Raw genomic sequence first — 19,769 nt, 5'->3', positions numbered from 1 at the left:
CAAAATCACATCCCGGTGCGTTCCGGATCATGCAGCATATCGCTCATGTCCATAATTTTGTTATCTATCTCAGACACGCACTTATCCATCATATTAAAGCACTCCTCTTTGTTCACCAAGCCTTCTTTTTCGAGGTTAATAAGCCCTTTGAGGGTGGCTATAGGCCCGCGTATCTGGTGCGACAGGTATGACGAGTATTCTGAAAGCTTTTTATTCTTGATCTGAAGATCTTTGGTACGCTCGTCAATAATCTCTTCGAGGTGATGATTAACCCTATCAAGGTTATCCTTTTGCTTGGACACCTCGTCATTAAGCTCCGTAAGCCTTTTATTGCTTTCAGCCTTACGGCGAATATTGCCGATAAGTAATACGATTACGATCAGCAATAAAAACGCCACCACCGTAATACCCCAAAAGAAGTTACGATCGCTTTTTTGCTTAAGTATGGTTAGGGCATTTTCCTTTTCTTTTTCCTCCTGGCGGTGTTTTACCTGTAGCAACGCTATACGTGCAGACACGTAGTTTTGAAAATCCGTACTGTCTTTCTTATATATCTCCTGCAGGTAATGTAAAGCCTTTTCAAAGTTTTTGCGCTTTACTTCGAGTTGATAAGAGGTATATTTAAAATCGCTAAGCATACGCTTGCTTTTAACCATCTCAGAGTAGGCTATACCCTCATCAACAAATTTTTCGGCCTGCGGAAAGTCTTTTTTCGCTATGTATATCGAAGAAAGCGTAAGGTCAATACTGGCAATTTGCTGCAGCCTATTATATTTTTTAGCCTCTGTATTGGCTGCCAAAAGCAATTGTTCGGCCTTATCGTACTGGTTTAAGTTAAAATAAGCAACGCCCATATCCTGCATACAGGTTATCCTATATTCCGTATTATTTAGCTTAATAAACAGATCATTGCTCTTATTGTAATATTTAAGCGCCTCATAGTAATCTCCCTGACGGGTATAAACGTTACCGATGTTGAGGTAAATAGAAGCGATCAGATCTTCGTCTGTTAAATCGGTTGCTATCTTAAGCGATTTTCTGAAATATTCTAAGGCTTTATCGTAGTCATTATCGCGATAAAGGTTCCCGATATTATTATATACTTTAGCTTCGCCAATTGTACTTTTTGCGATTTGAAAAGCCGAGAGCGCATTAAGATAGCTTTCGATCGCCTTTTCAAGTTCATTATTATAATCATATCCAACACCCATTATACGGTACGACTCGGCTATGCCGTAAGCGTAGGATATTTTTTTGGCAAGTTTTAAGGCTTTTTGTGCAGAAGCGATGGTTTGCTCAGCGTCAGAACGGCGTATTTTATAACCATCACTGTTCAATTTGTTAACAATCGCGGTATCAGGCGCAACATCGCTAAACAGGTTACCGTAAACGTTTACACTAATAAATATTAACAACAAAATTACAGTAACTTTTTTCATTAAATCATTATTACGTGTAAGGCTGATGAAAGTTATAAAATTTAATTACAAAAGTACTCATATGATACAAAAAACTTCACACCAAAAAAATAAAAAAAAATTCTTTGTAAATTGAAAAACATCTTTACATTTGTGGTGTTAAACATTTAATAATCAAATAGTTACAAAATATTTTTGACAGAAAAATTATGAGAAAAATTTTATTTGCAGCGGCAATTATTTTAACTGCGTCTTTAAACGCATGCACTAAAGACAATAGCGTACAACCTACTTCAGCAACAGCTAAAAAACTGGCCGACGATGGCAACAAAAATGATCTTGGACAAGCTGATGGTAACAAAAACGACCTAGGTCAGGCTGACGGCAAATAATCTCTTAACAATAAATTAACATCAAATTCTTAACAAACGACATCATGAAAAAACTAATCATAGCAGCAGCAGTAATCTTAACCGCATCTTTCACCGCCTGTACTAAAGACAACAGCGTACAACCTACCTCAGCAACAGCTAAAAAACTGGCCGACGATGGCAACAAAAATGATCTTGGACAAGCTGATGGTAACAAAAACGACTTAGGACAAGCTGACGGTAAATAATCTATATCAACAATAACAACCCCAAAAACATAAATACAAACAACATCATGAAAAAATTAATCATAGCAGCAGCAGTAATCTTAACCGCATCTTTCACTGCATGCACTAAAGACAATAGCGTACAACCTACTTCAGCAACAGCAAAAAAATTAGCCGACGACGGTAACAAAAATGATCTTGGACAGGCTGACGGTAACAAAAACGACTTAGGACAAGCTGACGGTAAATAATAATTAAACAAAAAGGACAACCCCAAAAACATATACAACGAACATCATGAAAAAATTAATCATAGCAGCAGCAGTAATCTTAACCGCATCTTTCACTGCATGCACTAAAGATAACAGCGTACAACCTACTTCAGCAACAGCAAAAAAATTAGCCGACGATGGTAACAAAAATGATCTTGGACAAGCTGATGGCAACAAAAACGACTTGGGCCAGGCTGACGGTAAATAATAATTAACAAAGAATACAACCCCAAAACATATATACAAAACGAGATCATGAAAAAATTAATCATAGCAGCAGCAGTAATCTTAACCGCATCTTTCACCGCTTGTACTAAAGACAATAGCGTAAAACCAACCTCATCAACTGCTAAGACGCTAGCCAACGATGGTAACAAAAACGACTTAGGACAAGCTGACGGTAAATAATCTTTCAACATACAAACCAACCCCAAAAACACTAAAGAACTACATCATGAAAAAATTAATCATAGCAGCAGCAGTAATCTTAACCGCATCTTTCACTGCATGCACTAAAGACAATAGCGTGAAACCAACTTCTGCAACAGCTAAAACGCTGGCCGACGATGGTAACAAAAACGATCTTGGACAAGCTGACGGCAAACCGTGATATAACCTTTTATAGATACACTTTTATTCAGAAGCTCCTTAATATTAAAACAATGAAAAAACTAATCATAGCAGCAGCAGTAATCTTAACCGCATCTTTTACCGCTTGCACTAAAGACAATAGCGTGAAACCAGCATCAGCAACAGCTAAGACACTGGCTAGCGATGGCAACAAAAACGATCTTGGACAAGCTGACGGCAAACCATAATTAAGACTACAGATTAATATTCCGATCAATTAATTCAGAAACCCGCTAATCATCAAAACAATGAAAAAAGTAATTATAGCCACCACATTAGTAGCAGCAGTAGTATTTACAAGCTTAACCGTAAGCAGCAAAAGTTCGATGACAAAACAGGCAGAACTGCCAAAAATTGAAAAGAGTGATTTTGCAAGTAAAGGTTTTGCAGCACAACGCAACGATCTTTCTTCTGCAGACTAAGAAATAAGCTATCGGGTAACGATCATCTTTTTACTAATACGTTGCCCCCCTACCTGCATCATATATATATATATGCCAGGTACAAGATCAGCCATAGAGGTTGTCAGTTCGTGATAACCAGAACTTTGGTAATCGTCATAAACATCTTTCACGATTGCCCCGTTCATATTATAGAGTTTGATCTGCACCCTGCCGGCCTGAGATAAACTGAAACCGATTTTAGTGTTGTCTTTTACAGGGTTAGGATAATTTTGGTTTAAGCCAATTAATAACAGCTTATCTTCAATTGCTTTATTGATAGCGTCAAACCAAACAAAAGCAATCAAATTATTACCCTCTGGATTGGGATGTAATCCATCGGGATTAAAAAGTGTAAAATCCCTGCCCAGCGCCTTATTAATATCGGCCACATAGAGATGGTTGTCGGCAGCAATCTTTTTGTAAAGCGCGTTAATTTGTTTGATATATAAATTAACCGTCTTATTAAAATCGTTGTTTTTATCATTAATAAACTGCAGCGTACCAATTATCGGAATCAAATTATTCTTCAAGGATTCCTGAACATAATACCGCATATTTTTCTCTGTTGTACTAATCCTTGCTTTTTTATTGGCCAGGTCAAATGCATCATTAACCCCCATCAGTATTAACATAAATCCTGTGCGCCCGGCGATAGCACCCGGAAAACGCGCTAAGCCCTGCGTAGTAGTTTCGCCCGGAATACCATTATTGGTAATATCAACTACCTTCCCGGTGTAACAATGTTCAAAATCCGCCTGTAAAGGTGCCTGAAAAGTACTACCGATGCCATGCACCGTGCTGGCACCAAACGTAGTAACAACAATACTATCCTTACTATAAAATTTAGACGCTGCGCTGCAACTTGGAACCTGGGCATGCGATGCCTCAGAAATACATATTAGGGAGAAAAGAAAGAATGCGATCTTCCTGAAGTTCATTGTTTTAATTTGCCTATTTTAACTTTACAGTATCTTCTAATAACCTATGATGATGCTTTGAAACAGATAATCATTACCATAAGGTATAATTATCAGGCAAACCAAATACCAGAGTTCAACAACCTGTTTAAATTAGGGGCGCAATATACATAATATCTTAACTGGCAACATATTAAATCAATGTTAAGCCTTGTACAAATTACGTATTTGTTTAACATTTTACATTAGGGATATATTTTGCGCGGAATAAAGCGCAAAATGTTCTACAGCATAAATATATTTGCTGCAAACTTTTTGTAATGGAACAAATTAAACAATATATCGATCAGCACCGTGACCGCTTTTTGGACGAGCTTTTCGAGTTACTGCGTTTCCCATCGGTTAGTGCAGACCCAAAGTATAAAGATTCGGTACTGCAAACAGCTGACTATGTTGCAGAGAAATTAAAACAGGCCGGTGCCGACAACGTAGAGGTATGCCCCACCGCCGGTTATCCGATTGTTTATGGCGAAAAAATTATAGATGCATCATTACCTACAGTTTTGGTTTATGGCCACTATGATGTACAACCGCCAGATCCGTTGGAGCTATGGAAAACCCCTCCATTTGAGCCAACCGTACGCGACGGTAAAATCTATGCCCGTGGCGCTTGCGACGATAAAGGCCAGTTTTACATGCACATTAAGGCTTTCGAGCTGATGATGCAAACCAATACGCTGCCTTGCAACATCAAGTTTATGATTGAAGGTGAGGAAGAAGTTGGATCAAATAACCTTGGCATTTATGTAAAAGCCAATAAAGAAAGACTGAAAGCCGATGTGGTATTGATTTCTGACACCTCGATGATTAGCATGGAAAACCCGTCGTTAGAGACTGGTTTACGTGGTTTATCATATCTTGAAGTAGAAGTTGTTGGCCCAAACCGAGATTTGCACTCCGGTGTATATGGTGGCGCAGTTGCTAACCCGATCACCATCTTGTCTAAAATGATCGCTTCATTGCACAACGAAAACAACCATATTACTATCCCTGGTTTTTATGACAATGTTTCGGTACTGACCGACGATGAGAAGAAAGCATTAAACTCTGCTCCTTATGATGAGGCTGAATACAAAAAAGACCTTGATGTGGAAGAACTTTGGGGCGAAAAAGGTTACTCAACTTTCGAGCGTACCGGCACGCGCCCAACGCTTGAGGTAAACGGTATTTGGGGTGGATACATTGGCGAAGGTGCTAAAACAGTACTCCCTTCAAAAGCTAATGCCAAAATCTCGATGCGTTTGGTGCCAAATCAAACTTCTGACGAGATCACTAAAAAGTTTACAGAACATTTCGAGAAAATTGCACCCAAATCTGTTAAAGTGACTGTTACTCCGCACCATGGCGGCGAACCTGTAGTAACTCCTACCGACAGCATAGCTTACCGTGCAGCCCAAAAGGCAATTGCCGAATCATTTGGTAAAGAGCCTATCCCAACCCGCGGTGGCGGCAGTATCCCTATTGTGGCCCTGTTTGAGGCCGAATTGGGTATTAAAACTGTATTGATGGGTTTTGGATTAGATAGTGATGCTTTGCACTCGCCTAATGAGAAGTACGATATCTTTAACTACTATAAGGGCATCGAAACACTGCCTTTATTCCATAAGTATTACGCCGAATTAAGTAAATAAAATAACTTCTGGTTAAATTATTAAAACAAAGACGTAACCAGGCTGTTGCATTAGTAACTAAATTATAACAGTTATGGCAACTACTAAAGGAAAAACAGCGTCAGACAAAAGTGAGGCTTCAAGAGAAATGAGGAGCCCGAACACATCGAAAGAAGAAAAGAGCGCAGCTGCTAAAAATCTGGCAAGCGGTTCAAAAAAAAGAAGCGGTAAATAACCGCATAGAAAAGAAAAGCCTCCCGCAACATCGGGGGGCTTTCTTGTTTTTACACATTCTGTGTCTATCTTTATCGCCCATATGAGCGTTATGCAATGGGATAAGCTGCTATCATCAAAAAGATGGGGCAATGAACACAAAAATTATTCAGATCCTGACCAGGCGAGATCACAATTTCAGGTTGATTACGACCGGCTGATCTTTTCTTCGCCTTTCCGACGCTTGCAAAACAAAACACAGGTTTTCCCCCTACCGGGAAGCGTGTTTGTTCATAACCGCCTAACACACAGCCTGGAAGTGGCCAGCGTAGGCCGATCTTTAGGCCGCATATTTTACAATAAACTCAAAAAAGAAAATCCCAAACTCGACGACGAGCTATCACTGATCAGCGAAGTTGGTAATATCGTAGCCGCTGCTTGTATTGCACACGACATGGGCAACCCAGCCTTTGGTCACTCGGGCGAAAGCGCCATTTCTAATTATTTTATTGAAGGCGAAGGCGTAAAATATAAAGATCAGCTAAACGACTACCAATGGGCCGATCTGATTAACTTTGAAGGTAATGCCAACGCCTTGCGAATCTTAACTCACTCATTCACCGGTAAAGGTAATGGTGCATTTGCGCTCACCTATTCTACCCTAGCTGCCATAGTCAAATATCCCTGCGAGGCTATTGTGGGTGGAGATAAGAGCCATATCTACACCAAAAAGTATGGTTTCTTTCAATCAGAAAAAGAGGCATTTGAGAAAATAGCAGTAGAACTGGGCTTAGCCGAGGCACAAGCCAGCCCGATGATCTATAAGCGCCATCCTTTGGTTTATTTAGTAGAAGCGGCTGACGATATTTGTTACACCATTATAGATCTGGAAGATGCCCATCGCCTTAAAATACTTTCGTACGAACAGGTAGAAAGTCTTTTATTACCGCTTTGCGACAGTGCCTCCTTGCCAGATAAACTAAAGAATGATTTTGGCGACAATGATGCACGGGTAGGTTTTATGCGCGCGATTGCAATTGGTAAGCTAGTTACGGCTTGTTCTGACATCTTTTTTAACAATCAGGAAATAATCCTAAACGGCGACTTTAACAAAGGCCTTACCGACGTATTACCCGATAACCTTAATCCGGCCTGGAATGCTATTAACAAGGTTTCGGTAGAAAAGATCTACAACTATAATTCGGTAGTGGAAATTGAGGTGGCCGGCTATAAAGTTATGGGCGGACTGTTAGAAGAGTTTATCCCGGCATTGATTAACAACAATACCAAGTATCACAAGAAACTGGTAAACTTGATACCTACGCAATTTATTAACGATAAAAAGGACCTGTACTCCCAGATACAAAGCGTGTTAGACTTTGTATCCGGAATGACAGATATTTATGCAGTAGAAATGTACAGGAAGATTAAAGGAATTTCTTTCCCTTCTATACACTAAACTTCTCGCATTTAGCTAAAAAGTCGTCGTCAGCATCGGCACCAATGCCCGGCGCGTCTGAAATATGCAGGTGGTAGCCATCATAGCTTACACCGCCAATGCACGGGTCTTCAAGGTGGCCCAGCATGCAGGTATCCATGTCGTAAAACTTAATGTTGGGGCTGGCATACACAAAATGTAGCTTGGCGCTTAGCGCAATGCGGCTTTCGAGCATACCACCCATCATACATGGAACATCTTTCGAAGCAGCTTCGTCATGGATCTTTTTAGCCTCAAAGATCCCCCCTGATTTTGCCATTTTTATGTTCACATAATCGCAAGAGCCGCTGTTGATCTGCTTGCGGGCATCATGATGATTGTAAACACTTTCATCCGCCATAATCTTCACCGGCGAAAGGTCCATTAGTTCAGGCAGTTTATCATCATGCCAGGTACGCATTGGCTGCTCGCAAAATTGGATATTATAGCCGGCCATACCTTGCAGGGCAAATACGGCATCTTCAAAACTCCAGCCTTGGTTAGCATCAATACGAATTTTAATTTCCGGTCCCACAGCTTCGCGAATTTGTCTGATGCGTTCTACATCGCCCTTCGCGTCTTTACCTAGCTTAACTTTAAGTATTGTGGCACCATTATTTTTAAATACGGTGGCCTTTGCAGCCATTATCTCTGGCGTAGAAATGCCGATGGTAATATCACTCTCAACGGGTCGGCGTTCGCCACCAAGGTATTTATACAGCGGTAAACCAGCTGCTTTGGAAGCAATATCATATAAGGCTATATCGAAAGCACTTTTTATCGTCGTGTTTCCAGCGGTAAAATCGTGCAACTGCTGTAAACGGGCGGGGATATCCAATGCATCCTTTCCCTTCCACAAACGGGCAAATTCTTGTGCCATTATCAAGCAGGTATCCTGGGTTTCGCCAACTATCATCGGGAAGGCCGAACATTCGCCAACACCATAAACGCCACCGTTAGTGTGCACACGTATAAAGGTATTCTGCGCATATTCCATAGTACCGGTTGCAATGGTGAACGGCTCCATTTTGATGCTGAAACGATATATATCTATCTCTGTAATTAAAATTTTATCCTGTGCCAATGTCAATGTTTTGTTAAAGTATCTCTGTAAGGGCGAAAATACAATAAGTAGCTATATTTTACAGTTTATAATACTTTGTACATTAACACAATTAATTTATATTTGCGTTACTACAAGATAATATTTACATTTTCATTTTTAATTGCCCGTTGCCCAACGCAATAAAGCGCATTAAAAACGACAACAAATTATAAGCTTTTAATATTTTAAATGGCCACACTTACAAAGCCTGTTTCTGAGTTTGACTACAACTCGACCAGAAAAAAATTGATCCTGTCTGAATACGGTCGTAACGTACAGAACATGGTAAAATACATTGTCGACCTGCCAACTAAAGAAGAACGTAACCGCTACGCACAGGTAGTAATAGACCTGATGGGCTTTTTAAACCCACACCTGCGCGATGTGGCCGACTTTAAACATAAACTTTGGGATCACCTGCACATTATATCCGACTATAAGATTGATGTTGACTCGCCGTACCCAATGCCCGAGCCTGAAGTATTAGCTGCTAAGCCAGCTCCGCTTAGATACCCTAACCAACGGATTAAATACAAACACTACGGCAAAACCATCGAACTGATGATGGACAAAGCCAAAAGCATTGATGAGCCGGCGCGCCAACAGCACATGGTGCAAGCTATTGCCAACTTCATGAAAATGGCCTACGTACAGTGGAACAAAGATTCTGTTGCCGACGAAAGCATCATTTCCGACTTGAAATCAATGTCTAACGGTGAGCTGAGCCTCGAAGAGAACGTTAACCTTAATCGCGTTGAATACCGCACACCACCGGCCAATAATAACAACAACCGCGGCCGCAGCAACCAAAACAACAACCCGCGCAACAACAACCAAAACAACCGCAATAACAACAATCAGCGTAATAATAACCAAAATAACAACCGTAACCGCAACATGGGCGGCGGCAAGAAATACTAATAATTAGGTATTGGCTTTTTGGTAGTTTAAGCATCTTTAACGTAACTTAGCCCCCTGCTTATGCGGCATAATTTATACGTATTTGCGGGCGCTATGCCTGCTTTGGCATAGATAGTGTATGAGCAGCCTAAAGTTAAAGAAGATACATGAAGAACGCATTTGTTATACAAGGTGGTAAACCCCTTAAGGGAGAAATTATACCACAGGGCGCTAAAAATGAGGCTTTGCAGATCCTTTCTGCAGTGCTGCTAACCAGCGAGCCAATTACCATCAGCAACATACCCGATATTGTAGACGTTAAGAAGCTTATTGAGCTGCTTGGCGACATGGGAGTTATAGTTACCCAACTCGCTCCCGATACTTACAAATTTGAGGCTAAAGATATCAATACCGACTTTTTCTCGTCGGACGAATTCAAAGCCAAAGGCGGCAGCCTGCGCGGATCTATCATGATAGTTGGTCCGTTACTGGCGCGTTTTGGCAAAGCGGCTATTCCTAAACCAGGTGGCGACAAAATTGGCCGTCGCCGTTTGGACACCCACTTCCTTGGTTTCGAAAAGCTGGGCGCCCGTTTTGATTACAATCCGGATAACGGCTTTTATAATGTTGATGCCAGTGATTTAAAAGGTACTTACATCCTTTTAGATGAAGCATCTGTAACCGGTACAGCTAATGTTGTAATGGCGGCTGTGCTAGCTAAAGGTACTACCACTATTTATAATGCCGCATGCGAGCCATATCTGCAACAGCTTTGTAAAATGCTGAACCGTATGGGTGCTAAGATAAGCGGCATAGGCTCAAACTTATTAACCATAGAAGGCGTAACCGAACTTGGTGGTACAGAGCACCGCATGCTGCCGGATATGATAGAGATCGGTTCTTTTATTGGTCTGGCTGCGATGACCGGTTCTGAAATCACCATTAAAGATGTTCATTTCGACGAGCTAGGCATTATCCCCAATACTTTCAGACGTTTGGGTATTAAGCTCGAGCGCCGCGGCGATGACATTTTTATCCCTGCTCAAGATCATTACGAAATTGAAACCTTTATCGACGGCTCTATTATGACCATTGCTGATGCGCCATGGCCTGGTTTCACCCCCGACCTGCTGAGCATAGTGTTGGTTGTTGCCACTCAAGCTAAAGGTTCGGTACTGATTCATCAAAAGATGTTTGAGAGCCGTTTATTCTTCGTGGATAAGCTTTTAGATATGGGTGCCCAGATCATCCTTTGCGATCCGCACCGTGCTACGGTTATCGGTTTAGACAAACAAGTTCAGCTTCGCGGTATCTCAATGACTTCACCGGATATTCGTGCCGGGGTATCCTTGCTAATCGCCGCTCTTTCGGCACAAGGCCAGTCTACCATTTACAACATCGAACAAATAGAACGTGGTTACCAGCATATCGATACCCGCTTAAAAGCACTAGGTGCCGATATTACCCGCATCTGATTTCAAGCGAAATAGACTAATAAAAAAGCCATCCCGACTAACGTTGGGATGGCTTTTTTATTAAATCTTGTCTTCCAGATTACATCATGGTGGCCAGCATAATACCGCTCATTATGATCATTAGTCCATCTTCAATAATGGTTACAGTGCTCATGGGCAGGTTAAATACCGAACCTAAACAAGCACAACGGATGGTCTTTTTATTAAGTACACTTTGTAGTACGCCAACGATGCTAATGGTCATTACAACGAGTGTTACAATATTAGTTATCACCGGCTCAATATTTAGTGCGAAAGCCAAGCCCAAAACCAGTTCAAGCAGTGCATAGATATATCCCCAGCCTTTAAAGCGGCGGGCAACAACATCGTACATAGCGTAACTATCGGCAAAGCCATCCAGATCGAGCATCTTAAAGAAAGAGAATGTAAGGAAGAAACCTGCCATAAATACCCGCATCGCCAGTAACTCATCGAAACCCAGAACTGTCGAACCCGCTATTAGTGATATGGTAAGGATGTAGCCAAAGATTAACAAAATGGGCTTATAAGTTTGTAACCAGCTTTTAGGTTGGTCCTCATTTGTAAAAGTTGCAGTAGGCATGGCCACATGAGCTTCGCTCAACTGATATTTTGGGTATTCTTTTAAAGCCTCTTGTAATGCTGAAGTAGCCACATGCTGGTCCATTGCAACGTGTGCCTCGCCGGCGGCTAAATCAATATCTACATGCTTTACGCCGGTAACTTTTGAGAGTAGAGTTTGTACTTTATATTGGCAACCGGTGCAGGTCATCCCGGTTACTTTATAGGTGTGTTCCATTTTAGATTTTGTTTGTACAAATGTACAGCGTAGGCCTTGAGCAATTATTACAGAATTTGTGGATTGATTTACAACATTTACAGTTCTTCGATATTACGCCGTTTGTTTGATCGGATGGCTTTAAAATAACCCGGCGTTAAGCCCGTAGCCTTTTTAAACTGGCTTGAGAGATAAGCTGAACTGCTATACCCCATCTGATAAGCTATTTCGTTCAAGCTAAGTTCATCATAGATCAATAATTCTTTGATCTTTTCGATCTTTTGGCTGATGTAGAATTTTTCTATCGTGGTGCCCGATACTTCCGAAAAGAGGTTACTGAGGTAATTATATTCATAAGGCAGATCGCGGGTAAGGTACTCGGATAGGTTCACCTGCAATGGTTTGGCACTGTAATGCACCAACTGGACGATCATATTCTTGATCTTCTCTACTAGTCGCCCCGTACGGTCGTCAATAAGCTCAAAACCCAAATGGTGCAGTTGTTTATCCAATTCGGCTAATTGCTCGCTATTGGGGCTTTCCAATATTTCAACTTCGCCCAATAGTATGTCGGTAACATGGTAGCTTTCCGATTTTAAGAGATTGTCAACCGCCATAATACAGCGTTTACAAACCATGTTTTTAATGTGCAGCGTACTCATAAATTTATAAACGTAAAGTTACAATTATCTAAATACCGATTTCTTAATTAACTTTAGCAGAACCAAACAACCAAAATGCCATACAGAAACCGCAAGCCTACGTACGGAAACTTCATTTTAATATTTGTAGGGATCAAGATACTCTTTAACCTTTTAGCTATTTCGCACTTTGGGTTTCACCGCGATGAATTGCTGCATTTAGCGCTGGGCGATCATTTAGCCTGGGGATATAAAGAAGTACCGCCGTTTATTGCTTTTCTGGCAGCTATTGTGAACCACATATTCGGCAGTTCTTTAGCGGCCGCCCGCATTTTCCCAACTCTATTTGCAGCGGGTATGGTTTGGTTTACAGGTAAGCTGGTTGTCGGTTTTGGCGGCCGCAGGTTGGCTATTACTATTGCCTGTTTAACATTGATATTTTCGCCTGCCTTTGCAGCCAGCGACTATCTTTTTCAACCTGTAATATTCGATCAGTTCTGGTGGCTACTAACCGTATGCCTGCTGGTAAAGTATCTCAATACCCAAAATGCTAACTATATGTATTTGCTTGGCGTGGCTGCAGGTTTAGGAATACTTAATAAGTACACCATGTTGTTTTTTGTAGTAGCTCTGGTTATTGGGTTGTTGCTTAGTAAACAGCGCAAGGTGCTTTTGACCACACCATTTCTGATAAGCGCGGGTATAGCTTTCGTTATTGTAATGCCTAACCTAATTTGGCAGGCTACTCACCATATGCCGGTGTTTACCCACATGTCTACACTACAAAAACAACAACTTAATTATAATAACCCCATGGATTTTGTGGTGCAGCAATTTTTGGTGCATGGCGTGGGCATATTTGTCTGGGTTACCGGTCTTGTTTGCTTATTTGCATCGTACAAAATGCGGCGCTATATGTTTTTAGGCATCGCTTATCTGGTGGTATTTTTGTTTTTGTTTAAGATGAATGGAAAGGCCTACTACCTTTTCCCCGCCTACCCTATGTTATTTGCTGCAGGTGCTTATATGATTGAAGGCTGGATAAAAACCAGCTGGCGCTTTTTACGCACCTTAACAGTTTTATTTCTCAGTTTGCCCAACTTGATATTGTTCCCGGTAGTATTACCCTTTCTTACCTTAGCTCAAACGTTAGACTATATTAAGTTCGTTACCGAAAAAATGCCATTCTCTAAGTTTATCGTAACCTGGGAAGACAAGAAACAGCACCCCTTAACCCAGGATTATGCCGATATGTTAAGTTGGGAAGAAATGGTTGCTAAAACAGCCAGAATCTATAACAGCCTAACACCCGAGGAGCAAGCACATACCATCATCGTGGCAGATAATTATGGTGAAGGCGGCGCTTTCCAACACTTTGGCCCTGCGTATAAATTACCGCAAGTTGTTTGCCTTAACAGTAGTTTTGCCCTGTGGGCACCCGCTACCATCGCCCCTAAAAACATTATCTATGTAAGTGACGATAAAGATGTGAGCGACCTCACTCCGCTTACCACGAGCAGTACATTGGTGGACGAGATTACCAACCCTCTTGCGCGCGAATATGGCACAGGAATTTTCCTTTTAAAAGGTTTAAAACCGGCTATTACGCCTCTTTATGAAAACGATTTAAAACAAAAGCTAAGCCAATAGATTAGTAGATGTGCGGATGTGCAAATAATTTGTTGATGAGATAACTTGTTGATTTGTTAATTGCTCATTTAATAACTCTTTAATTCTGTAAATTTTGGTTCAAGACAATGCGTGGCTTAAAAACTATTATATTTCTTATCATCTCCAACACCTTCATGACTTTTGCCTGGTACGGGCATTTAAAATTTAAAGACTACTCGTGGGGTAAAAACCTGGGGTTATTCGCCGTAATCCTCATCAGTTGGGGGTTGGCCTTCTTTGAATATCTTTTTCAGGTACCAGCCAACAAAACAGGCTTTAAAGGCGACGGCGGCCCTTACAGCTTAGTACAACTTAAAACCATTCAGGAGGCTATTACGCTTACCGTATTCATGATATTCACAACAGTATTCTTCAAAACCGAGCGTTTGGGATGGAACCATTTGGTTGGTTTCGGGCTGATTGTGCTGGCTGTGTTTGTGATATTTAAGAAATGGTAATTGGATGTGCGGATATGCAGATGTGCACATGATTTTAATGAGGTGATTTGTCCATTTGTAAATGATCTACCACGGTTGTCATTCAGAGCACCGGCGAAGAATCTTCTGCGATGTTAAGTTTACGAAATGAATGATGAAGAAGATCCTTCGCCGGTGCTCTGGATGACAAAGAAAAAAATTACACAAAAAGAAAAGGGTGTTAAGCATTCCGCTTAACACCCTTTTCTTCTCATTTGCACATCTGCACATTCAGTACCTATCCCGCCATTGCGTTCAGAATATCATATTGTGTAATAATTTCAATTTTACCTTGCTCATCCTCTACCAGCACAGCAATATTCTCGCGGTTGATCATTGAGGAAATCTTGTCTATCGATGTATTCAGATCAACAAACGGGAATGGCGTAGTAGTAATGGTTTTTATCGGAGCCGATTTCAGCGCCGGGCTTTCGAGCAGGGCATCTAATATATCGCTTTCAGTAATTTTACCTATTACCATACCTTGTTGCGTTACCGGTATTTGAGAGATATTTAACGTTTTAATAGTATTTATAGCCTCCAGAACGGTTTTCTCTGAGTCGATGGTAACTATTTCTGAGCTTTCTTTTTTCTTGATGATGTCGCGTGCAGTAAGCTTTTCGTCGGTTAAGAAACCGCGTTCGCGCAGCCAGTCTTCGTTATACATTTTGCCCAGGTAACGGGTACCATGATCGGGGAAAATGATCACTACCACATCGCCTTCTTTAAACATATCCTTCATTTGCAGAACACCTGCAACTGCCGAACCCGTAGAGTTACCTACAAAAATACCTTCCTTCAAAGCAACTTCGCGGGTTGTTAAGGCTGCATCTTTATCGGTTACTTTTTCAAAATGGTCTATCAGGCTGAAATCAACGTTCTGAGGTAAAAAGTCTTCACCAATGCCTTCTGTAATATATGGGTAGATCTCGTTCTTATCGAACTCACCGGTTTCTTTATATTTTTTAAATACAGAACCATAGGTGTCGATGCCCAAAACTTTAATATTAGGGTTCTTCTCTTTTAAATACTTAGCTGTGCCAGATATAGTACCTCCTGTACCTACACCTGCTACCAGGTGAGTAATTTTACCTTCTGTTTGTTCCCATATCTCCGGACCGGTTTGCTCATAATGAGCAGCCGAGTTAGAAAGGTTGTCATACTGATTAGGCTTCCATGAGTTAGGCACCTCACGCTCTAAACGTGATGATACGGAGTAGTACGACCGCGGATCTTCGGGCTCAACGTTGGTTGGGCATACGATAACCTCGGCGCCGAAAGCCCGTAGGGCATCAAATTTTTCTTTTGATTGTTTATCAGTACTGGTAAAAATACACTTGTAGCCTTTAATTACAGCCGCTATTGCCAAGCCCATACCGGTGTTGCCAGATGTACCTTCAATAATGGTACCTCCTGGTTTAAGGCGGCCATCGCGCTCGGCATCTTCAATCATTTTAAGGGCCATGCGGTCCTTAATAGAGTTACCGGGATTGGTTGTTTCAATTTTAGCTAAAACAGTAGCCGGTATATCTTTTGTAATTTTATTAAGCTTAACCATGGGCGTGTTGCCAATGGTTTCGAGTATATTATTGTACCACATATTACTGCAAAGATGCAAATAAGGCACTGAATATTCAGTGCCTTATCTTATAAAAGTATATTAAAATGATAGACTTTAATTTTAGAACCTCAGGTGTTTTACTGTGAGCCCGTTATTAATCAGTTGCTTTAAAGACTCGATACCGATCTTCAAATGCGTTTCCACATAGCTTTCGGTAACCTTCGAATCGCTTTCGGCAGTCTTAACCCCTTCAGGGATCATCGGCTGGTCTGACACCAACAGTAATGCACCGGTCGGGATCTTATTAGCAAACCCGGTGGTAAATATGGTAGCAGTTTCCATGTCCACCGCCATAGCGCGTAGGGTTTTCAGGTATTTTTTAAATTCTCTATCGTGTTCCCAAACGCGGCGGTTAGTGGTATAGCAGGTACCTGTCCAGTAGTCTTTACCAAAATCGCGCATGGTGGTTGATATTGCTTTTTGCAGTGCGAATGCAGGCAGTGCGGGTACTTCTGCAGGCAGGTAATCGTTTGATGTACCTTCGCCCCTAATGGCTGCGATAGGTAGTATCAGATCGCCCACGTTATTCTTCTTTTTTAACCCACCACATTTACCTAAAAAGATAACTGCTTTAGGCTTAATGGCGGTTAACAAATCCATCACAGTTGCCGCCACAGAGCTACCCATACCAAAGTTGATGATGGTAATGCCGTTGGCGGTAACGCTTTGCATTGGCTTATCTAAACCCATAATTGGCGCATTGTCGTTCCATTCGGAAAACAGCTGCAGGTATTTAGAAAAATTTGTTAGGATGATGTATTGACCAAAGTTATCCAGCGTACGGCCGGTATAGCGCGGCAGCCAGTTGGCTACAATAGATTCTTTGGTTTTTAGTCCAGATTTAACAGGAGATTGGACCTCTTTAACCTGTTTAGCTTGTTCAACAATTGCTGGGTCCTTTTTTACTTCGATTTCTTCGTTCATATTGCCTCTTTTAACATTGCCTCTCACCATGAGAGGACTTTTTAACCTACAATGCCCTCTCCGGGTAGAGAAGGCTGATTTTATCAATAAAGATAATTCTATTTTTGAAGCCAGAAGGCTTTGTTTGAAAAGTTAACCTGTGTGAAACACAAGCTTTTTATACAACAAACCCCGGTACTGTTGGAGTACCAGGGTTGTTTTTAAAACGCATGCAAATATACTAAAATATATTCACTTTTTGTTAGCCTAAGCTACTTTTAACTTTTTAAGGTCTGATTTCTCAAACTTCTCGTGCGCATAATCCAAGGTCACATTCAGTCGTTTCACATCTTTTTGCGATGGGAACTCGAACATGGCATCGATCATAATAGCCTCGCAAATAGAGCGAAGACCACGCGCACCTAACTTAAATTCCATTGCTTTATCAACAATAAAATCAAGCACATCTGTTTCAAACTCCAGCTTTACACCTTCGTATTCGAACAGCTTTTTGTACTGCTTTAACAGCGAGTTTTTAGGCTCGGTTAAAATGTTGTGCAATGCATCGCGGTCAAGCGGGTTCAGATAGGTTAAAATTGGCAAACGGCCGATGAGCTCAGGAATTAAACCAAAAGATTTAAGATCCTGAGGGGTGATGTATTTGTAAAGGTTTTTCAAATCAACCTCACCATCATCGTGTTTCAATTTATATCCTACTGTTTGGGTTCGTAAACGGTTGGCAATCTTACGCTCAATGCCGTCAAAGGCACCGCCGCAAATAAACAGGATATTGCTGGTGTTTACCGTAATCATTTTCTGATCAGGGTGTTTACGACCACCCTGAGGTGGTACGTTTACCATGGTACCCTCTAGTATCTTCAACAGCGCCTGTTGTACGCCCTCGCCAGATACATCGCGGGTAATAGAGGCATTATCGCTCTTGCGAGCAATTTTATCAACCTCATCAATATATACGATGCCTTTTTCGGCAGCTGTAACGTCGTAATCTGCAGCCTGTAGTAAACGGGTAAGGATACTCTCTACGTCTTCGCCTACATAACCAGCCTCAGTAAGTACGGTAGCATCGCAAATACAAAACGGCACGTTAAGTACTTTAGCAATGGTTTTAGCCAATAAGGTTTTACCTGTACCTGTTTCACCAACCATAATGATGTTTGATTTTTCAATCTCTACTTCATCTTTTTCAATGCGTTGGTTAAGACGTTTGTAGTGGTTATAGACCGCTACAGACAATATCTTTTTGGCATCGTCCTGCCCTATTACATACTCATCCAGGTGCGATTTGATCTCGGCCGGTTTAAGCATAGTAGGTGCAGCCGGAGATGCTTTTACTTTGCGTACCTTAAGCTCTTCAGCCAAAATCTCGTTGGCCTGGTTTACGCATTTATCACAAATGTGTGCATCAAGCCCCGCTATCAGCATCAGGGAATCCTGTTTACCGGCGCCACAAAATGAACACCTGATTTCCTTGCTGTTCTTATTCATCTGAAATTGGTTTTATATCAAAAATAATTAATCCACCGCACAATAGCAACTTCACTATTATACAATAACATTAAACTGCGAAAGCAGCTTAATGTTATCATTTTTTTAATTTTTTATTCTTTGGTTGCGCCGCGCAGAATCTCGTCGACCATACCGAATTCTTTTGCTTCTTCAGCAATCATCCAATGGTCGCGGTCTGATGCATCCCAAACTTTCTGGTAAGGTGCACCACTATGTTTAGAGATGATCTCGTACAACTCAACTTTTAACTTCTGGATCTCGCGGGCAGTGATCTCGATATCCGAAGCCTGACCTTGCGCACCACCCAGCGGTTGGTGAATCATTACGCGTGAGTGTGGTAAAGCGGCACGTTTGCCATCGGCACCAGCACATAACAATACAGCAGCCATAGAAGCAGCCATACCGGTACAAATAGTAGCCACATCGTTTGATACAAACTGCATAGTGTCATAAATACCTAAGCCTGCATAAACCGAGCCACCTGGTGAGTTAATGTAGATCTGAATATCGCGTTTTGCATCTGCACTCTGTAAAAACAGTAATTGCGCCTGGATAATGTTGGCAATGTTTTCGTAAATGGCATCACCTAAAAAGATGATACGATCCATCATTAAACGAGAGAAAACGTCCATTTGTGCTACGTTCAACTGGCGCTCTTCGATAATGTAAGGCGTCATGTCAACCGGGCGGTGAATAGCGGTAGGCATCATTTTGTGCTCAACGCTCGATATAAATTTATCTACAAACAGGCTGTTAATACGGTGGTGTTTAACGGCATATTTTCTGAACTCGTCTTTATTAATATTATTCATAAATCTGTGATTAAGTAATTACTGTTAATAGTGGTAAATATACTTTTTAGGCCGACAGTTTAATAACCGCCTGCCTTTTTTTACATAATTGTTAAGCGCTTGTTTGTATTTGTGCCACGCAGGCTAAATCGAACATTAAACGCAGCGCTTAAAACTAAGTTTTTTATAAAAAATAAAAGCAACCGGATGAATCCGGTTGCTTTT

Annotated in this window: 24 protein-coding genes; 15 read left to right on the top strand and 9 right to left on the bottom strand. The window is 41.2% G+C overall.

What is annotated here, in order from left to right; genetic code table 11:
- Window positions 1–5: 5 nt before the first annotated feature.
- The gene (locus GSY63_RS11065) at window positions 6–1,439 is read right to left on the bottom strand and encodes a tetratricopeptide repeat protein (RefSeq protein ID WP_166585866.1); all 1,434 of its coding nucleotides are present in this window, start codon (window positions 1,437–1,439) and stop codon (window positions 6–8) included.
- A gap of 188 nt (window positions 1,440–1,627) precedes the next feature.
- Here GSY63_RS11065 and GSY63_RS11060 point away from each other — a divergent pair, with 188 nt between their 5' ends.
- From GSY63_RS11060 to GSY63_RS11025, 8 genes are read left to right on the top strand one after another with little or no spacing between them, the layout of a single operon-like run.
- Window positions 1,628–1,810: a hypothetical protein gene (locus GSY63_RS11060; RefSeq protein WP_166585865.1), complete on the top strand. Its 183-nt coding sequence runs from the start codon at window positions 1,628–1,630 to the stop codon at window positions 1,808–1,810.
- A 44-nt stretch (window positions 1,811–1,854) separates the two neighbouring features.
- On the top strand, window positions 1,855–2,037 hold the full coding sequence (locus GSY63_RS11055; RefSeq protein ID WP_166585864.1) for a hypothetical protein: 183 nt from the start codon (window positions 1,855–1,857) through the stop codon (window positions 2,035–2,037).
- A 47-nt stretch (window positions 2,038–2,084) separates the two neighbouring features.
- On the top strand, window positions 2,085–2,267 hold the full coding sequence (locus GSY63_RS11050) for a hypothetical protein (protein WP_166585864.1): 183 nt from the start codon (window positions 2,085–2,087) through the stop codon (window positions 2,265–2,267).
- 46 nt (window positions 2,268–2,313) lie between these two features.
- Window positions 2,314–2,496, top strand: a complete 183-nt coding sequence (locus tag GSY63_RS11045; RefSeq protein ID WP_166585864.1) for a hypothetical protein — start codon at window positions 2,314–2,316, stop codon at window positions 2,494–2,496.
- A gap of 47 nt (window positions 2,497–2,543) precedes the next feature.
- Window positions 2,544–2,696 carry a hypothetical protein gene (locus GSY63_RS11040; RefSeq protein WP_166585863.1) on the top strand — a complete coding sequence of 51 codons (153 nt, stop codon included), beginning with the start codon at window positions 2,544–2,546 and terminating at the stop codon, window positions 2,694–2,696.
- A 46-nt stretch (window positions 2,697–2,742) separates the two neighbouring features.
- The gene (locus GSY63_RS11035) at window positions 2,743–2,898 is read left to right on the top strand and encodes a hypothetical protein (RefSeq protein WP_166585862.1); all 156 of its coding nucleotides are present in this window, start codon (window positions 2,743–2,745) and stop codon (window positions 2,896–2,898) included.
- Between the two features lie 52 nt (window positions 2,899–2,950).
- Entirely contained in the window at window positions 2,951–3,106 is a 156-nt protein-coding gene (locus GSY63_RS11030) for a hypothetical protein (RefSeq protein ID WP_166585861.1), read from the top strand.
- Window positions 3,107–3,166: 60 nt separating this feature from the next.
- A complete protein-coding gene (locus GSY63_RS11025) occupies window positions 3,167–3,340 on the top strand; it encodes a hypothetical protein (protein WP_166585860.1) in 174 nt (57 codons plus the stop codon).
- A gap of 8 nt (window positions 3,341–3,348) precedes the next feature.
- Here the strand turns inward: GSY63_RS11025 and GSY63_RS11020 are convergent, their stop codons facing one another.
- Window positions 3,349–4,299, bottom strand: coding sequence for an SGNH/GDSL hydrolase family protein (locus tag GSY63_RS11020; protein WP_166585859.1), 951 nt, complete (start codon window positions 4,297–4,299; stop codon window positions 3,349–3,351).
- 299 nt (window positions 4,300–4,598) lie between these two features.
- Between GSY63_RS11020 and GSY63_RS11015 the strand changes: the two genes are divergently transcribed.
- The 3 genes from GSY63_RS11015 (at window position 4,599) to GSY63_RS11005 (ending at window position 7,620) form a co-directional block, all read left to right on the top strand.
- A complete protein-coding gene (locus GSY63_RS11015; RefSeq protein ID WP_166585858.1) occupies window positions 4,599–5,969 on the top strand; it encodes a dipeptidase in 1,371 nt (456 codons plus the stop codon).
- Between the two features lie 73 nt (window positions 5,970–6,042).
- Window positions 6,043–6,183, top strand: a complete 141-nt coding sequence (locus GSY63_RS11010; protein WP_166585857.1) for a hypothetical protein — start codon at window positions 6,043–6,045, stop codon at window positions 6,181–6,183.
- A 90-nt stretch (window positions 6,184–6,273) separates the two neighbouring features.
- A complete protein-coding gene (locus GSY63_RS11005) occupies window positions 6,274–7,620 on the top strand; it encodes a deoxyguanosinetriphosphate triphosphohydrolase (protein WP_166586215.1) in 1,347 nt (448 codons plus the stop codon).
- Here GSY63_RS11005 and GSY63_RS11000 read toward each other — a convergent pair.
- Window positions 7,610–8,707: a mandelate racemase/muconate lactonizing enzyme family protein gene (locus GSY63_RS11000; RefSeq protein ID WP_166586214.1), complete on the bottom strand. Its 1,098-nt coding sequence runs from the start codon at window positions 8,705–8,707 to the stop codon at window positions 7,610–7,612. The two genes, GSY63_RS11005 and GSY63_RS11000, sit on opposite strands and share 11 nt — an antisense overlap.
- 225 nt (window positions 8,708–8,932) lie before the next feature.
- Between GSY63_RS11000 and GSY63_RS10995 the strand changes: the two genes are divergently transcribed.
- Together GSY63_RS10995 and murA are read left to right on the top strand one after the other, a co-directional pair.
- Window positions 8,933–9,664: a DUF4290 domain-containing protein gene (locus tag GSY63_RS10995; protein WP_166585856.1), complete on the top strand. Its 732-nt coding sequence runs from the start codon at window positions 8,933–8,935 to the stop codon at window positions 9,662–9,664.
- Window positions 9,665–9,810: 146 nt separating this feature from the next.
- Entirely contained in the window at window positions 9,811–11,118 is a 1,308-nt protein-coding gene (gene murA, locus GSY63_RS10990) for a UDP-N-acetylglucosamine 1-carboxyvinyltransferase (RefSeq protein ID WP_166585855.1), read from the top strand.
- A gap of 79 nt (window positions 11,119–11,197) precedes the next feature.
- Here murA and GSY63_RS10985 read toward each other — a convergent pair whose 3' ends face one another.
- Both GSY63_RS10985 and GSY63_RS10980 read right to left on the bottom strand, forming a co-directional pair.
- A complete protein-coding gene (locus GSY63_RS10985) occupies window positions 11,198–11,935 on the bottom strand; it encodes a heavy-metal-associated domain-containing protein (RefSeq protein WP_166585854.1) in 738 nt (245 codons plus the stop codon).
- Window positions 11,936–12,012: 77 nt separating this feature from the next.
- Window positions 12,013–12,576, bottom strand: coding sequence for a helix-turn-helix domain-containing protein (locus GSY63_RS10980; RefSeq protein ID WP_166585853.1), 564 nt, complete (start codon window positions 12,574–12,576; stop codon window positions 12,013–12,015).
- Between the two features lie 75 nt (window positions 12,577–12,651).
- Between GSY63_RS10980 and GSY63_RS10975 the strand changes: the two genes are divergently transcribed.
- Window positions 12,652–14,205 carry an ArnT family glycosyltransferase gene (locus GSY63_RS10975; RefSeq protein ID WP_166585852.1) on the top strand — a complete coding sequence of 518 codons (1,554 nt, stop codon included), beginning with the start codon at window positions 12,652–12,654 and terminating at the stop codon, window positions 14,203–14,205.
- 107 nt (window positions 14,206–14,312) lie between these two features.
- Window positions 14,313–14,684, top strand: a complete 372-nt coding sequence (locus GSY63_RS10970; protein WP_166585851.1) for a DMT family protein — start codon at window positions 14,313–14,315, stop codon at window positions 14,682–14,684.
- Window positions 14,685–14,940: 256 nt separating this feature from the next.
- Here the strand turns inward: GSY63_RS10970 and GSY63_RS10965 are convergent, their stop codons facing one another.
- From GSY63_RS10965 to clpP, 4 genes are all read right to left on the bottom strand, one after another.
- Window positions 14,941–16,302, bottom strand: coding sequence for a pyridoxal-phosphate dependent enzyme (locus GSY63_RS10965; protein WP_166585850.1), 1,362 nt, complete (start codon window positions 16,300–16,302; stop codon window positions 14,941–14,943).
- A gap of 81 nt (window positions 16,303–16,383) precedes the next feature.
- Window positions 16,384–17,247 carry an AMP nucleosidase gene (locus tag GSY63_RS10960; RefSeq protein WP_166585849.1) on the bottom strand — a complete coding sequence of 288 codons (864 nt, stop codon included), beginning with the start codon at window positions 17,245–17,247 and terminating at the stop codon, window positions 16,384–16,386.
- A gap of 246 nt (window positions 17,248–17,493) precedes the next feature.
- Window positions 17,494–18,732, bottom strand: a complete 1,239-nt coding sequence (clpX, locus tag GSY63_RS10955) for an ATP-dependent Clp protease ATP-binding subunit ClpX (RefSeq protein ID WP_166585848.1) — start codon at window positions 18,730–18,732, stop codon at window positions 17,494–17,496.
- Between the two features lie 113 nt (window positions 18,733–18,845).
- Window positions 18,846–19,565 (bottom strand): ATP-dependent Clp endopeptidase proteolytic subunit ClpP, encoded by a 720-nt coding sequence (gene clpP, locus GSY63_RS10950; RefSeq protein ID WP_166585847.1) that lies wholly within the window; start codon window positions 19,563–19,565, stop codon window positions 18,846–18,848.
- Between the last annotated feature and the right edge of the window lie 204 nt (window positions 19,566–19,769).

This window comes from Mucilaginibacter agri, assembly GCF_009928685.1.
Taxonomy (GTDB): Bacteria; Bacteroidota; Bacteroidia; order Sphingobacteriales; family Sphingobacteriaceae; genus Mucilaginibacter; species Mucilaginibacter agri.
Note: the sequence above shows the minus strand (reverse complement) of the source record. Positions and strands in the feature narration are given on the sequence as shown.

Coding starts and splice junctions, on each gene's coding strand:
- GSY63_RS11005 (WP_166586215.1), top strand. CDS start 6,274: ATGCAATGGGATAAGCTGCTATCATCAAAAAGATGGGGCAATGAACAC.
- GSY63_RS11040 (WP_166585863.1), top strand. CDS start 2,544: ATGAAAAAATTAATCATAGCAGCAGCAGTAATCTTAACCGCATCTTTC.
- GSY63_RS11055 (WP_166585864.1), top strand. CDS start 1,855: ATGAAAAAACTAATCATAGCAGCAGCAGTAATCTTAACCGCATCTTTC.
- GSY63_RS10965 (WP_166585850.1), bottom strand. CDS start 16,302: ATGTGGTACAATAATATACTCGAAACCATTGGCAACACGCCCATGGTT.
- GSY63_RS11025 (WP_166585860.1), top strand. CDS start 3,167: ATGAAAAAAGTAATTATAGCCACCACATTAGTAGCAGCAGTAGTATTT.
- GSY63_RS10970 (WP_166585851.1), top strand. CDS start 14,313: ATGCGTGGCTTAAAAACTATTATATTTCTTATCATCTCCAACACCTTC.
- GSY63_RS11010 (WP_166585857.1), top strand. CDS start 6,043: ATGGCAACTACTAAAGGAAAAACAGCGTCAGACAAAAGTGAGGCTTCA.
- GSY63_RS10960 (WP_166585849.1), bottom strand. CDS start 17,247: ATGAACGAAGAAATCGAAGTAAAAAAGGACCCAGCAATTGTTGAACAA.
- GSY63_RS11050 (WP_166585864.1), top strand. CDS start 2,085: ATGAAAAAATTAATCATAGCAGCAGCAGTAATCTTAACCGCATCTTTC.
- GSY63_RS11020 (WP_166585859.1), bottom strand. CDS start 4,299: ATGAACTTCAGGAAGATCGCATTCTTTCTTTTCTCCCTAATATGTATT.
- GSY63_RS10980 (WP_166585853.1), bottom strand. CDS start 12,576: ATGAGTACGCTGCACATTAAAAACATGGTTTGTAAACGCTGTATTATG.
- murA (WP_166585855.1), top strand. CDS start 9,811: ATGAAGAACGCATTTGTTATACAAGGTGGTAAACCCCTTAAGGGAGAA.
- GSY63_RS11015 (WP_166585858.1), top strand. CDS start 4,599: ATGGAACAAATTAAACAATATATCGATCAGCACCGTGACCGCTTTTTG.
- GSY63_RS10995 (WP_166585856.1), top strand. CDS start 8,933: ATGGCCACACTTACAAAGCCTGTTTCTGAGTTTGACTACAACTCGACC.
- GSY63_RS11060 (WP_166585865.1), top strand. CDS start 1,628: ATGAGAAAAATTTTATTTGCAGCGGCAATTATTTTAACTGCGTCTTTA.
- GSY63_RS11045 (WP_166585864.1), top strand. CDS start 2,314: ATGAAAAAATTAATCATAGCAGCAGCAGTAATCTTAACCGCATCTTTC.
- clpX (WP_166585848.1), bottom strand. CDS start 18,732: ATGAATAAGAACAGCAAGGAAATCAGGTGTTCATTTTGTGGCGCCGGT.
- GSY63_RS10985 (WP_166585854.1), bottom strand. CDS start 11,935: ATGGAACACACCTATAAAGTAACCGGGATGACCTGCACCGGTTGCCAA.
- GSY63_RS10975 (WP_166585852.1), top strand. CDS start 12,652: ATGCCATACAGAAACCGCAAGCCTACGTACGGAAACTTCATTTTAATA.
- clpP (WP_166585847.1), bottom strand. CDS start 19,565: ATGAATAATATTAATAAAGACGAGTTCAGAAAATATGCCGTTAAACAC.
- GSY63_RS11065 (WP_166585866.1), bottom strand. CDS start 1,439: ATGAAAAAAGTTACTGTAATTTTGTTGTTAATATTTATTAGTGTAAAC.
- GSY63_RS11035 (WP_166585862.1), top strand. CDS start 2,743: ATGAAAAAATTAATCATAGCAGCAGCAGTAATCTTAACCGCATCTTTC.
- GSY63_RS11030 (WP_166585861.1), top strand. CDS start 2,951: ATGAAAAAACTAATCATAGCAGCAGCAGTAATCTTAACCGCATCTTTT.